This is a genomic window from Flavobacterium sp. HSC-32F16, assembly GCF_024171645.1.
Classification (GTDB): Bacteria; Bacteroidota; Bacteroidia; order Flavobacteriales; family Flavobacteriaceae; genus Flavobacterium.
Genome location: NZ_JALKAC010000006.1, coordinates 86034 through 101130 on the forward strand (window position 1 = coordinate 86034; position 15097 = coordinate 101130).

General features: G+C 36.7%; 5 protein-coding genes. All 5 read left to right on the forward strand.

Annotated features, from left to right (window positions below; all coding sequences use genetic code 11):
• Positions 1–2925: a triple tyrosine motif-containing protein gene (locus tag L1276_RS16930; protein WP_253789817.1), complete on the forward strand. Its 2925-nt coding sequence runs from the start codon at positions 1–3 to the stop codon at positions 2923–2925.
• A gap of 430 nt (positions 2926–3355) precedes the next feature.
• Complete coding sequence (locus tag L1276_RS16935) at positions 3356–7312, forward strand: family 16 glycosylhydrolase (protein ID WP_253789819.1); 3957 nt, start codon at positions 3356–3358, stop codon at positions 7310–7312.
• Between the two features lie 176 nt (positions 7313–7488).
• Entirely contained in the window at positions 7489–10146 is a 2658-nt protein-coding gene (locus L1276_RS16940; RefSeq protein ID WP_253789820.1) for a beta-1,3-glucanase family protein, read from the forward strand.
• A gap of 139 nt (positions 10147–10285) precedes the next feature.
• Positions 10286–11911, forward strand: a complete 1626-nt coding sequence (locus tag L1276_RS16945; protein WP_253789822.1) for a glycosyl hydrolase family 18 protein — start codon at positions 10286–10288, stop codon at positions 11909–11911.
• A 262-nt stretch (positions 11912–12173) separates the two neighbouring features.
• Positions 12174–15044: an RICIN domain-containing protein gene (locus L1276_RS16950; RefSeq protein ID WP_253789824.1), complete on the forward strand. Its 2871-nt coding sequence runs from the start codon at positions 12174–12176 to the stop codon at positions 15042–15044.
• Positions 15045–15097: the final 53 nt, after the last annotated feature.

Consider the following 15097-nt stretch of genomic DNA (forward strand, 5'->3'; position numbering starts at 1 on the left):
ATGACGAAATTTATAATTAGAATTTTAGTTCTATCACTATTACTCGTTTTTACAGTCAAAGCCCAAATTAAAAAAATTGGGGTTCCTTTTATCACCAATTACAATTCGAAAACGTATAAAGCCGCTTCAGAAAACTGGGATGTTTTGCAGAATTCCAAAGGCATGATGTTTTTTGCCAATCATTTTGGAATCATGCAGTTCGACGGTGTACGCTGGACTATCGTTACACAGCCGGAAAACCGCAGTATGGTTCGCTCTCTGGCAATTGATAGAAGCGATAAAATATATGTTGGGGCTCAGGGCGATTTTGGCAGTGTAATTCAATTATGTAACGGACAATATCAATATACATCTTTGTTAAAACTGGTACCGGATTCAGCGCGGAATTTTGGAGATGTTGTGCATACGGTTATTCATAATAATGAGGTTGTTTTTTTCTCTTACGAAGCAATTTTTATTTACAAAAACAATAAAATCAAGGTTTTTAAGGCTAAAAATAATTTTGAGGATTTCTATGAAGTCAATAAAAAAATCTATGTTTTAGATAAAGAAAAAGGATTACTGCAATTAAAAGACGATGTATTAAAACCTATTTCAAGTGGAGAGAAATTTGCTGGAATGAAGATTAGGAAAATCTTTGAAACCCAAAATGGCCTATTGCTTTTTACGCAAAAAAACGGCCTTTTTATTTTTAAAGATAATCAGATTCAGCCTTTTGTAACAGAAGCAGATTATTTGTTGAAACAAAATCAAATTACTGCTGCAGTTGAGCTTTCTGATGGATATTTTGGAGTTGGAACCCGCCAGTCAGGGTTGATAGTTTTAGATCGTTCGGGACATTTGATTCAGCATATCAACAAACAAATGGGTTTGCAAAATGAATATGTAACCAATCTTAAAGTTGACAAAGAGGGGAATTTATGGGTTACGCTCAAGGAAGGTATTTCGCTTATTCAGATTTCTTCGCCTTTATCCAGAGTTTTAGATACTTCAAATTCAGAGACCAAGATATACTGCAGCCAGATTTATCAGAATAAATTGTATATCGCCACAGATAATGGTTTATTTTGGCTGGATTGGCAGGCTTATAAAAATGGAAAACGCGAAAATGCAAACTTTCAGCACATTTCAGGAATGTCTGAAAATGTCTGGAATATTGGTGTTTTCGGAAATTCACTTTTGGCATTTGAAAAAAACGGAATATTTGAAGTTTCGGGCAATTCGGCAAAATTATTAGCAAAAACTGATGGCGCGTGGAAAGGAATATTAGTGCCTAATCGTCCTGATTTATTACTTGCAGGCGGTTATAATGGACTTTATCTTCTCAAGAAAATAAACAATTCCTGGGTTTATCAGCATAAAATAAAAGGTTTTGAAGAAAGCAGCCGTATTATAGAAACCGATAAAAATGGTGATATCTGGATTGCCCACGGTTATAAAGGAATTTTCAAACTTCGGTTTAACACAACATTTGATGCGGTTTTAAAAGTTGAGTTTTATAATGAGAAAAACGGTTTCCCGTCGAGTTTGTTTTTGAATACGTTTAAAATTGATGATCAAATTCTTTTTGGAACTACAAAAGGAGTTTACAAACAAAATTCGGATTCAGGTAAAATGATTCCAGATTCGGATTTTAAAAAATATCTTGGATTGAAAAGTCATATTCGGTTATTAAAACCAGATAATCAACATACTATCTGGTACATTTCTGGAGAGAATACCGGAAAAATGACAAAAACCAATAGTGGTTTTGAGGTTGAAGAACTTCCATTTAGAAAACTTAGGTATCTGTATGTTCCGGGTTTTGAGAATATCCAAACCACTCCAAATGGTGATGTTTTTTTTGGTACACAAGACGGTTTAATTCATTATAATGCCGTTAAAAACAAGAAATATCAAACAAAATACAAAGCGCTGATTTCAGAAGTTAAATGTATTTTTCCTAAAGATAGTCTGATTTTTTCAAGCCGGTATGATGTACTTTCAAGTAAAGAAATATCCAATGATGAAACACTTTCGCCTGTTTTGTCTTATGCTAATAATGCACTTCATTTTTCTTTTTCATCGCTTTTTTATGATGAAGCCGATGCTACACAATATGAATACTGGCTGGAAGGTTTTGAGCCAAAATGGTCGGAATACAGCCTTCAGACTGAAAAAGAATATACCAACCTGCCGGAAAACGAATATGTTTTTCACGTAAGGGCAAAAAATATTTATGATGTAGTAAGCGAAGAAGCAGTTTTTCGCTTTGAAATTTCACCGCCTTGGTACAGAACAATCTGGGCTTACATTTTGTATTTTATACTCTACAGCGTTGTAATTTATCTGATTATTAAATATCAGAAATCATTAGCTGAGCGCGACCGCCAGCGGTTGATACTCAATCAGGAAAAAGAACTGCTTCGAAGCCGTGCAGAACTTAATGAACAGAAACTGACACTGGAACAGGAAAATATGAACATTATTCGGGAGAATCTTCAAACAACCATTAATCTTAAAAATGCCAAAGTAGCTTCGAGTACTGTAAATCTTATTCATTTAAATGAAATCCTGCTTTCGATAAAAGAACTTATTGCGCAGATGGATAAAAAGAATGATGCAAATGTGAATTTTAGTTTACTATCCAAAATAAACAAAGTAATTGATCATGAATTGCAGGGAGATAAACAATGGAATGAGTTTGAGGAAATTTTCAATCAATTGCATGATAATTTTATGCAGCGATTAAAAACAAGTTATCCAGAACTCACGCCGCGCGATATGAGGTTGTGTGCGTATCTGAGAATGAACTTTAATACGAAAGAAATTGCCCCGCTTTTAGGAATTTCTGTTCGTGGAGTTGAAGATACCCGATACAGAATTCGAAAAAAATTACAGCTTCCGTCTGATGCAAATATCACAGAATTCATTCTAAATTTCTAGACGATTATTTAAACACATAGGAACATAGTTTTACTTTATCTAAAAAAGGCGTTTCACTAGTTTAAACAAACATAGTTATGTTTGAAAGCGAGTTTTTTTTTATAATCTCAAATAAGAAGCAAGAAGAAAATCTATGTTTCTATGTGTTTAAAATTTTCACGCCTTTAAAATCTCTTGCAGCTTTTTACAACCTTTACGATTAAGAATAACTTCTAAAAAAACTGGATTTCATCTCGTAAGTAATATCCTAAGTAGTTTTACGCCTTTTTTCTTCATTTTTTTTAAATCACCGTAGTCAAACCGTACTTAAAAATGTAAGTGTAGCCTGGTTTATTTGTTAATATTGTGGGATTATTATTAAAATAAGACCCATTTCTGCAAAATAGGTTTTTGTTGCGATAATAAACTTTACTAACAAAAAACTAAAAAAATGAATCAAAATGACTCTTTTTTCGGCCGACCACCGGAAGACAATTTCTATTATTTTAAACGATGTTTGGTTGTGGCAATTTTTGTGCTGTTGCCATTTCTAAAAGTCCAGGCACAATGTAAAACATTAGTTTGGTCAGATGAATTTAACGGTACTACTGTCGACCTAACCAAGTGGCAGAGTATTTCAGGAAACGGTTGTCCGGCTCTTTGTGGATTTGGAAATGCTGAGGCTCAGCGTTACGACCCAAATCAGGCGACAATTGTAAAAGAAGGCGCAAACAGTTATTTGAACATTCAGGCAAAATATGAGCCGAATGGCGCATTTCCTGATCAGCCTTATGCTTCTTCAAAATTAACTACAGAAGGAAAGTATTCCCTTAAATACGGTAGAGTTGAAGCCCGAATGAAGCTATCAAACGGACAAGGTGCATGGCCTGCGTTTTGGATGCTTCCGGTAGGAGGAAACTGGCCATATACAGGTGAAATTGATATTATGGAAGCCAAACACAGAAACCCACAATCTGTAGACGGAACAATTCATTATGATGGAAACGGATATCATTATACAGGAAGAAGTTATAGTTCTCCAACGGATTTATCTACAGACTTTCATGTGTATGCGGTAGAATGGGGACCAAATTTTATTAAATGGTATATTGATGATATTTTATTTCACACCGCAACTCCAAATACTACGGTAAACGGCGGATGGCCTTTTAACGATAATCAGTTTTATATCATTTTAAATCTGGCTGTTGGTAGTGCAGGGACGCCTTATACAAGTGTAAATGGGGCAGGAGTGGCACCAGTTCCGGCTGATTTCCCTGCAAAACTACAGGTAGATTACGTTCGTGTTTATGACGGAAGTTATAAATATGGCGTTGCCGGAGATGCAAAAGTATACCAAAACGAAACAGGTAAAACGTATTCTATAAACGCTATTACTGGCGCAACGTATAATTGGACAGTTCCTGCGGGAGCAACTATTACTGCGGGGCAGGGAACAAATGCCGTAACTGTAAATTGGGGAACTGCAGGCGGAGATGTTTCGGTAACAGCAACAACTTCTGGCTGTACGGCAAATACGTATAAACTGGCTGTAAAAACTGAACCTGCTATTCCGGTAGAGAAAATTCAGGAAGATTTTCAAACGAACAGAAATGTTGTTTACGGAAACAAAACGGGAGTTTTGACAGAAGCTGTAGCAAATCCTTCTGCGACCGGAATTAATACTTCGGCTTTGGTAGGAAGATATGTTCGTAATTCTTCTGAATTGTACGATGTTTTCAATATCAAAAATGTAGTAATCAGCAATGCGAATGATTATGTATACGGAAGAAAAAGAATTTCTTTTGATTTGTATACTTCGGCTCCGGTTGGAACTAAAGTTTCACTGCAGTTAGAAAATAGCAATGTAACAACGGCAATCAATTATCCGTTAGGAAGACACAGTGGTTACAAAGCAACAACAACAGTTCAGAATAAATGGGAAACAATCGAGTTTGAATTTGAAAAAATTATCGATCCAAATACAAGCGCTTTGACGATTAATAATGTGGCTTTACTTTTTGAATCCAATTCAAATTCTGGAGCAACGTATTATTTTGATAACCTGTTGACAAGAGCTACACCAGAAAAACCAATTGTTGCCACAGACGTATTGCAGAATTACGACGGCATTAATAAAATTATAAAAGGAACTACAACAGGAACGTATTCTGTGGTGGCAAATCCGGGTTCAAACGCTGTTAACTCGTCAGCAAATGTGGCGAGATATGTTAGAAACGTAACCGAACAATACGATGTACTTTTCTTTAATACACAAAGCACGATTGAAGATGCTGGTTTACTAAAAAATCAGACAAATAAAATCATGATTGATGTGTATACAACTGCTCCAGTTGGTACAGTTGTAAGTTTGAATTTAGAAAACAGCGCAACTTCACTTCCTGCCAATTACCCAACAGGAAGAAACAGTAATTATGTTGCGATTACAACGAAACAAAACCAATGGGAAACCTTGACTTTCTATTTCAATTCAAGCCCGGATGCAGGAACTTCAAATTTGGCTGTAAACCAAATGGTTTTATTGTTTAACTCAGGTTCTTTTACAAGCGATACCTATTATTTTGATAATATCAGAATTGGAGCAACAAAACTTCCGGACACATTTACGCTTGGAGTTGTTTACGAAGATTATCAAACGGTTCACAATATTACGTTTAGAGATGCTATCGGAACTTATACAGCAAACGTAGCAAACCCGAGTGCGACAGGAATTAATACTTCATCAAATGTTGGAAGATATATTCGTAAGTCAACAGAATTATATGATAATTTCTCCTTCAATACGACTTTAACCAATATTGGAGATTTCAAAGCGGGAACTAAAAAATTCGCTATGGATGTTTATACCTCTGCTCCGGTTGGATCTGTTATTTCATGGCAGGCAGAAAGCAGTGCTTCGGTTCCGTCAAATTATCCGGTAGGAAGACACAGTATTTATCAGGGAGTTGTAAAACAAACTAATACTTGGCATACGGTAACTTTTACATATGCAAGTACGCCGGACGCTTCGACTTTAGACAGCGAAGTAAACCGTTTTGTTTTCTTATATGAGCCGGGAACAAATTCTGGAAACACCTATTATTTTGACAATTTAAGAGCTTTAAATTTAGTTTCGACAGAAACTCCAGTTGGATTACCTGCACCGTGGGTTAGTACAGATTTAGGTGCGGTAACACCAGCGGGAGAAGCAGCACATTCTAGCGGCACTTTTACTATTAAAGGTTCGGGAACTGATATTTGGGAAACCAGCGATCAATTTCAGTTTGTAAATCAGTCTATTACAGGTGATGCAGAAATTATTGCAAAAGTAAATTCGTTAACGAATACCAATACGTATGCAAAAGCGGGAGTAATGTTTAGAGAAACGTTAACGCCAAATTCTAAACACGCCATGACTGATGCAAGCGCTGCGGCAGGAATTGAGTTTTTATCTCGTATTGCAACTTCGGGAGTAACCACTGCTGATGTAGTAACTGGAACAGCTCCAAAATGGGTTCGTTTGGTAAGGTCAGGAAATACTTTTACTTCATATTCATCGGATAACGGAACAACCTGGACACAGGTTGGAACACCAAAAACTATTACAATGGCCAATACCATTTATGTGGGAATGGCAGTTACTTCTCACGCAAACGGAACTCTGGCAACAGGTGTTTTCAGTGATGTTATGGTTCGAAATAATACTGCAAATCCAAGTGTAAATTTAGCTTTAGGCAAAACAGCAACGGCTTCTACAGAAGAAAATCCAACATTATCTGCAAGTAAAGCAACAGACGGAGATGGAACAGTTTCAAGATGGGCGAGTTCTTTCGCTAATACTTCAGAATGGATTTATGTGGATTTAGGAAGCAATTATAATCTTAATCGTGTAGTACTTAAATGGGAAGCAGCTTATGCAACGCAGTATAAAGTACAGCTTTCTACAGATAATGTTTTCACAGAAAATGAAACTATCAATACACAAACGGCAAGTGACGGAGGAACAGATGATTTAACGGTAAGCGGAACAGGAAGATACCTGCGTATTTTATGTACGGCAAAAGCTTTGGCTCCTTACGGTTATTCATTGTTTGAAATAGAAGCTTACGGATCGGTTTCATCAGCTAAAAAAGTAAATAGTAGTGTTGAAGAAACTCAGGCTGAAAATACCGCTTTTACAGTGTATCCAAATCCGGCGGGTAATTATATTCAGGTTTCACTTCCTGAGAAATTAGAGAATGCAGTCATTACGATTTACGACAATTCAGGTACGCTGATGCTTCAAAATAAACCTGAAGCCAATGCCAGTGAAAGTGTAATTGATTTAAGCAGACTGACTAAAGGAATTTATATTTTGAATTTCAAATCAGATCAAAAAAGCTGGACCAAAAAACTGATCAAGCAATAATTAAAAAATCCGCTGGGTGTAATTCATTTTAAAAATAACCCCCAATATTCAAAAAAGCTGGAATTAAATTTAAAAGGATAGCACCAAGAATTGCACCCCCGGCGGATCAATAAAGTCATAATAAAAAAAGGACTTTGGTTTAGAATCTATTTATGTAACCCCAAAATTATTTAGATATGAAAAACAATAAACTTAAAAAATTATCCATTCTGACAACACTGTTTCTGGTGTTCTCAAGTCTAATGCACGGACAGGGAGCGATTCCTTTTACCATTAGTAATACTTCTCCGTTTAATGATAACGAATTGTATGTAGCCATTGTTGGTATCGATTATACAACCGGAAACCACGTTTGGGTAAATGCCAAAACGAGTCAGGTTTTACCAATGAATGCTTCTTACAATACCGTTACGGGACCAACATATGGAGGAAATACGGGACCCGGGCAAAACTCAAAATATGCGGCTTGTTTCACTAAGCTGAGTGAAATTCCAAATAAAACGTTCACTCTGCCTTTAATTGCAGGATGCAGGGTTTTTATTTCTAAAGGTTCACAATTGTATTTTTACTTTTTTGGAGCCAATGGAGCGCCTTCTGGATATGCATCACCAAATCCGCAGAATGCCACCGATCCAAATCAGGGAATTTTATATGAAATGATTGAATTAACAAACAATCAGCATGGTTTCTTTGGAAATCCAACACGAGTAGATTCGTATAAATATCCAATGGGATTAGAATTGTTTGGTGCCAATGGTTACCAGAAAAAAGTAGGAGATCTGAAAAAGCATGCTGATATTGTTGCGGCTTTTAAAGCAAATGTTCCGGCTGAATTTCAAGGCTGTGTAAACAATACAACGGGCGAAATTACGGCACCGTCTAAAACTCCGGCTTATGCTGAAGGTTCAGGACAATATGCAAACTACTTAAAAAGCTATATTGACGCTATCTGGAATAAATACAAAAATGAAGATTTGATTTTTTATGCCGGAGATGCCGGAGTATTTAAAGGAAGAGTTATTGGCGAACAGCTGGAAATGGTTGGGCAGTCAGGCGCTTTTGTTGGAAGAACAGGAAGAGTTCAAAATCGTCCTACAACTCAGGAAGCACTTGAGGGAAAAGGAGTTCTGGACAGAAGACTGGTTGACGGCGATTTAGATCTTGTAATTCAGTCACAGCTTACAGCGGCAATTAACCGTCATGTTGTAAACACGACAACAGCAAATCCGGGACAGCAGAATTGGTATGATGCTTCAAAATATTATCAGGTAAACCCAACCAATCATTATTCTAAATTCTGGCATTTACCGGGAATTAATATTGATAATCTGGCGTATGGATTTGCTTATGATGATGTTGCCGATCAGTCGCCGTCGCTTCATTCACCGCAGCCAACAAAAGTTATTGCTGTTTTTGGCGGTTATGCAGGAACGGTTCCATCTGTTCCGGCTTCTACAGATGTTATTACAGTTTATAAAGATTGTAACTACACAGGCTTTTCCGGCGGATTAACAATTGGAGATTATAATCTGGCTCGTTTAAATTCTTTAGGGGTTTTAAATGATGATATTTCTTCGCTTAAAATCACTCAGGGTTATCAGGCGATTTTATATCAGGATGATAATTTTACTGGAGCTTCAACCGTAATTAATTCTGATAATTCTTGTTTAAACACAACATGGAATGACAAAGTTACGTCTATTAGAATTTTGGCAAACGGAACCACAACTTTAGGAAATCAGACTTTCTATTTGCAAAACAGAAACAGCGGTTTATACTTAGATGTCTGGAATTCAAGTTTGTCTAATGGAGCAGGTATTAATCAAGGAGCGTTGAATTCTGGAAATAATCAGAAATTCACTTTTACACATTTAGGCGACGGATTGTATAAAATTATTGCCAACCACAGCAGCCAGTCTTTAGATATCAATAATTTCAATAAGGCAAACGGCGCGCGTTTAGAGCAATATCCATACAATGCAACTACAAATCAACAGTTTGTATTGGTTTCTACAGGGGATGGTTTCTATAAAATTGTAGCAAGACACAGCGGCAGAATCGTTGAGGTTGCTGGCGCAAGTACAGCTTCTGGCGCAATTGTACAGCAATGGGATAATAACAACCAAACTTGCGGACAATGGAAATTAGTTCCGGCAACAAGTTCTCAGACTTCAGTTTTAATTCAGGCAGAAGATTATTCAGCCATGAACGGTATTCAGGTTGAAGCCACTACAGATACAGGCGGAGGATCAAATGTTGGTTATACCGAAACGGGTGACTGGTTAGCGTATAACAGCATTAATTTTCCAACAACAGGTTCGTATTTAATTGAATACAGGGTTGCAAGCGGTGTTAACGGCGGCAGATTATCTTCTGATTTAAACGGCGGAACCATTGTTTTAGGAAATGTTGACATTCCAAATACAGGAGGATGGCAAAACTGGCAGACGGTTTCACAAACTGTAAATGTAAATGCAGGAACGTACAATTTTGGGATCTACATTCAGAACACGGGAATGAACATCAACTGGATTAAAATTACAAAAGTAGGTGCAGGATTGGCTGCTAAAACGGCTTCGGTTCAAACAGAAGAAGATGTACCTGCGGAAACAGCCTTAAATGTTTATCCAAGTCCTGTTGAAAATACATTGTTTACCACAACAGACCTTTCCGGTGGAGATGTAAAAATCGTTAATGCACAATCAGGAAATACTGTTTTATCGAAAAAAAGCAATGGTAACAGCATCGATGTTTCGCATTTAGCAAAAGGAATCTATTTGATTGTTTTTGAAAAAGAAGGTAAACAGACGATCAAGCGTTTCATTAAGAAATAATTTCATATTTCAGATTGATTTTCAAAGTATTATAAAATATTTAGATTGGAATTTGGCTTCGCCAAATTCCAATCTAAAATCTAAAACTCAATAACCGTCCCCACATTTACGAGTTTATTAATCTATTAAAACAATTATTATGAAAAACAATTACAGAAGAATGCTGCAGAAATGCATGATTATTTTAGTGTTGGGTGTTTTTAATTTGATGACAGCCCAGAAAAAAGTAATAGCTTATGTTCCAAACTGGATTGATTTGAATGCTTTTTCAAGTACAATTCAGTACAGTAAATTAACGCATATTAATATTGCGTTCGAAAATCCAGATGCAAGTGGTTATTTGAGTTTTAATTCAGGAAATAATGCCATTATAAATGCAGCTCATGCTCAAAATGTAAAAGTTTTTGTTTCTCTGGGAGGAGGTGCAATCTCTGAAGGCGGTGCGATTCGCGACAATTATTTTAATTTAATTACACCTGCCAACAGAACAGCTTTTGTCCAAAAAATCTACGATTATGTTGCAGCACATAATTTTGACGGAGTCGATGTAGATTTAGAAGGTCCTGCGATTAATGGTGATTACGGAGGATTTGTAATTGCTCTGGCCAATAAACTGCATGCTAACGGAAAGTTGATTACAGCAGCACTTTCAGAAGGATATGGCGGTGCCAATGTACCTTCATCTACTTTTGCAGCTTACGATTGGATCAATATTATGGCATATGATGCAACAGGCCCATGGCAGCCAGGAAATCCCGGTCAGCATTCTCCATATAGTATGGCTGTAAACCAATTTAATTACTGGACAGGAAGAGGGTTACCGGCAAGTAAAGCTATTATTGGACTGCCTTTTTACGGATACGGCTTTGGTGCTTCGGCCAATCAGGGAATTTCTTATGCTAATATTGTGGCTCAATATCCGGGAGCTGAAAATTTGGATCAGGTTGCCAATACAATCTATTATAACGGAATTCCAACCATCAAAGCAAAAACAACTTTTGCCATCCAAAATGCAGGCGGTGTTATGATTTGGGAATTATCACAAGATGCAACGGGTTCTAAATCATTATTAACAGCCGTAAATCAAGTAATTACCGGAAGCAATCCTCCAACAGGAACGGGAACTTTAATTCAGGCTGAAAATTACAATACCATGAGTGGTGTTCAGACAGAAGCTACTACAGATACTGGCGGCGGATTAAATGTTGGTTACTGTGATACAGGCGACTGGATGGCCTATTACAATATCAATTTTCCAACTTCAGGAAATTATGTAATTGAATACCGAGTTGCAAGTGCAGTTACCGGCGGCAGATTATCATCTGACTTAAGTGCAGGAACTATTCAGCTTGGTGCGGTAAATGTACCAAATACAGGAGGCTGGCAAAACTGGCAGACCATTACTCAAACCGTAAATGTAAATGCGGGAACCTATAACTTCGGAATATATGTTCAAAATACAGGTTTTAATTTAAACTGGTTTAGAATCACAAAATCAGCTTCAGGCTTAGCTGCTAAATCGGTTGCCGCAGATAAAATTGAAAGTCTCACTGTTTATCCAAATCCATCAGAAGATACACTTTTCTTTTCGGCAGAAGTTTCGGGAGCAAATGTAAGCATCATTAATTCTGAAGGCGGTGCAACAGTTTCTACACAAAAAGCAAACGAGAACAGTATTAATGTTTCAGGTTTAAAAAGCGGTATCTATTTGATTTTAGTAGAAAAAGACGGAATCAAAACGGTAAGACGTTTTATTAAAAAATAACTTTTTCTATGTAAAGCCACAGATTAAAGAATTGGCAGGGTTAATTTTTTTAACTGTGACAAAAAATAAACTGCTGTGAATTACACAAATTTTCACAAATTATTATTAGAGCAGAAATTCGCGAAAATTAGTGTAATTCGTGGCTAAACAATGAATTTAAGCTGCAGATTATGAATCATTTTAATCTCTTAATCTGTGGCAAAATTCTATGTGTTTAAAAAATACCCAAATATTATTGTAATCCTTTTTACCCCAAATAAATATGAAAAACAATTACAGACTCAGCTTGACATTACTTGTCTTTCTGGCTTTCAGCGGTTTTGCTGCCGCGCAGACTTCTTTAGGTTCGAGTAAAACATTTTTGAACAATTTAAAGAAAGAATTAGTTACTTCTTCAGTTTCAAAAAGTACAGAAAAAACGGTACTTCTTCAGGCGGCGAATTCTAAAAACTTTACCGGAAAGATAAACTATAAAGAATCAAATGAATCAAGCGAATTTTTAATAGGAGAAATTAAAAACATAGCAGAATCTTCTTTTTATATTAAAGTAAAAGACCAGTCTCTGGAAGGCCATATTATTTTAAAGAAAACCAGAGAAGCTTACAAATATTATTCAGATGCAAAAGGAAATGCTTTTGTTTCTAAAGTTGATATTAATACTTTGGTTTGTATCGATTATAAAAATGTTCCATCTAATACAAGTACAACAAATAAAACAGCGGTTGCGGCAGAAATTGCTCCGGCATTACTGAATTTACAAAGTTTACCTGGCGCTGCAGGCTGTGTTTTATTAGATTTTGACGGCTATTATATGCCGGCAGGAAATCTTTGGAACAACGGTAACGCCATAAATGCCGCTGCTTCGGGAATGAGTGATGCCGCTGTTCAGCAGCATTGGGAAGTAGTTTCAGAAGATTACCGTCCTTTTAACCTGAATGTTACAACAAGTGAAGCCGTTTTTAATTCGTATCCAAGAAACCGAAGAATGCGCGTTGTAGTAACACCAACTAATACTGCAGCTCCGGGCGCAGGCGGTGTGGCATATATTGGATCTTTCAATTGGGATAATGATGTGCCTTGCTGGGTATTTATTACTTCTGGAAAATCGGGTGGAGATGCTTCTTCACACGAAGTGGGACATACTTTTGATTTGGGACATGACGGACGTACAAGTCCTGCCGAAGATTATTTCGTAGGTTTAGACGGCACTTCGTGGGCGCCAATTATGGGCGCAGGTTATTACAGACCTATTGTACAATGGAGTAAAGGCGAATACAATAATGCCAATAATAAACAAGATGATGTCGCTGTAATTTCTAGTTCTAAATTTGGAGTCGGATACCGCGGAGACGATTACGGAAATACAACGGCTTCTGCAGCAACTTTAGATTATAATGCCAGCGGACAAATAAATCAGAAAAATGGAATTATTTCAAGTGAAGCCGATTATGATTTTTTCACTTTTACAACCGGAGGAGGAAATGTTTCAATAAACGCCAATACCGTTTCTAGAGATGGTAATCTGCATCTTTTAATCAGATTATATAATGCTACCGGAGCAGAAATGGGAACGTATTGGAATTCAGATCCATTTGCTTTGAATGCTTCAATGAATGTAAATCTTCCGGCGGGTAAATATTTTATAGGTGTTGATGGAAACGGAGCAGGAAATACCGGAAGCGGCGGTTATTCGGCTTATGGTTCTATTGGAAGTTATTCGATTACCGGAACAATTCCGCCGGGAGGAAATATCAATCCGTCAACTGGTGTAATTACCGTTTATAAAGACTGTAATTATACAGGTTTTTCAGGCGGATTAACTATTGGAGATTACAATTTGGCACGCTTAAATTCTTTAGGAGTTTTAAATGATGATATTTCTTCGCTTAGGATTACACAGGGATTTCAGGCAATTTTATACCAAGATGATAATTTTACCGGAGCTTCAACTGTAATTAATTCTGATAATTCATGTTTAAATGCAACATGGAATGATAAAGTAAGTTCGATTCGAATTCTTGCAAATGGAGTTACGACTTTAGGAAATCAAACTTTTTTCCTTCAAAATAGAAACAGCAGCCTAAATATGGATGTTTGGAATGCTAGTTTATCAAATGGCGCTGGTGTTAAACAAGGAGCCGTAAATACAGGAAACAATCAAAAATTTACATTTACACATTTAGGTGATGGTTTGTATAAAATTATTGCCAATCATAGCGGACAATCTTTGGACGTAAATGGTTTCAATACAGCAAATGGTGTAAGCGTAGAACAATATCCGTATAACGGAACTACAAATCAGCAGTTTGTATTAGTTTCTACAGGCGACGGTTTTTATAAAATTGTGGCCCGTCACAGCGGCAGAATCGTTGAGGTTGCGGGAGCGAGTACTGCAAATGGTGCCAATGTACAGCAATGGGACAATAACAACCAGACTTGCGGACAATGGAAATTAATCGCTGCAACTTCTGTACAGACTTCTACTTTAATTCAGGCAGAAGATTATTCAGCCATGAGCGGTATTCAGGTTGAAGCAGCAACAGATACTGGCGGAGGTTCAAACGTAGGTTATACAGAAACGGGCGACTGGCTGGCGTATAACAGTATTAATTTTCCAACAACGGGTTTCTATTTAATTGAATACAGAGTTGCAAGCGGTGTAACTGGCGGCAGATTGTCATCGGATTTAAATGGAGGAACTATTATTTTAGGAAACGTTGATATTCCAAATACGGGAGGCTGGCAAAACTGGCAGACGGTAACACAAACCGTAAACGTAAATGCCGGAACGTATAACTTCGGAATTTACATTCAGAATACCGGAATGAATATCAACTGGATTAGAATTACCAAAGTTGGAGCAGGAGCACCAGTTTCTTCTGCAATTATAGAACAGGAAGTTGTAGAAACGGTATTTAACGTTTATCCAAATCCGGTTTCAGAAACGCTTTTCTTTACAAAAGATGTTTCGGATGGAAATCTAAGAATATTTGATTCTCAAACAGGTTCTATAATTTCATCACAAAAAAGCAACGACAATAGTTTGAATGTTTCGCATTTGAGACAAGGAATTTATTTTGTTGTTTTTGAGAAAGATGGAGAAAAAACGATAAAACGTTTTATTAAAAAATAATCATAACCCATTTGCCATAATGGTTTTAGATACATTAAATTTTAGGTTTTAAT

What these genes read in the sequence shown, in the direction of transcription:
- L1276_RS16930 (WP_253789817.1), top strand. Translation starts at nt 1, where the DNA reads ATGACGAAATTTATAATTAGAATTTTAGTTCTATCACTATTACTCGTT.
- L1276_RS16935 (WP_253789819.1), top strand. Translation starts at nt 3,356, where the DNA reads ATGAATCAAAATGACTCTTTTTTCGGCCGACCACCGGAAGACAATTTC.
- L1276_RS16940 (WP_253789820.1), top strand. Translation starts at nt 7,489, where the DNA reads ATGAAAAACAATAAACTTAAAAAATTATCCATTCTGACAACACTGTTT.
- L1276_RS16945 (WP_253789822.1), top strand. Translation starts at nt 10,286, where the DNA reads ATGAAAAACAATTACAGAAGAATGCTGCAGAAATGCATGATTATTTTA.
- L1276_RS16950 (WP_253789824.1), top strand. Translation starts at nt 12,174, where the DNA reads ATGAAAAACAATTACAGACTCAGCTTGACATTACTTGTCTTTCTGGCT.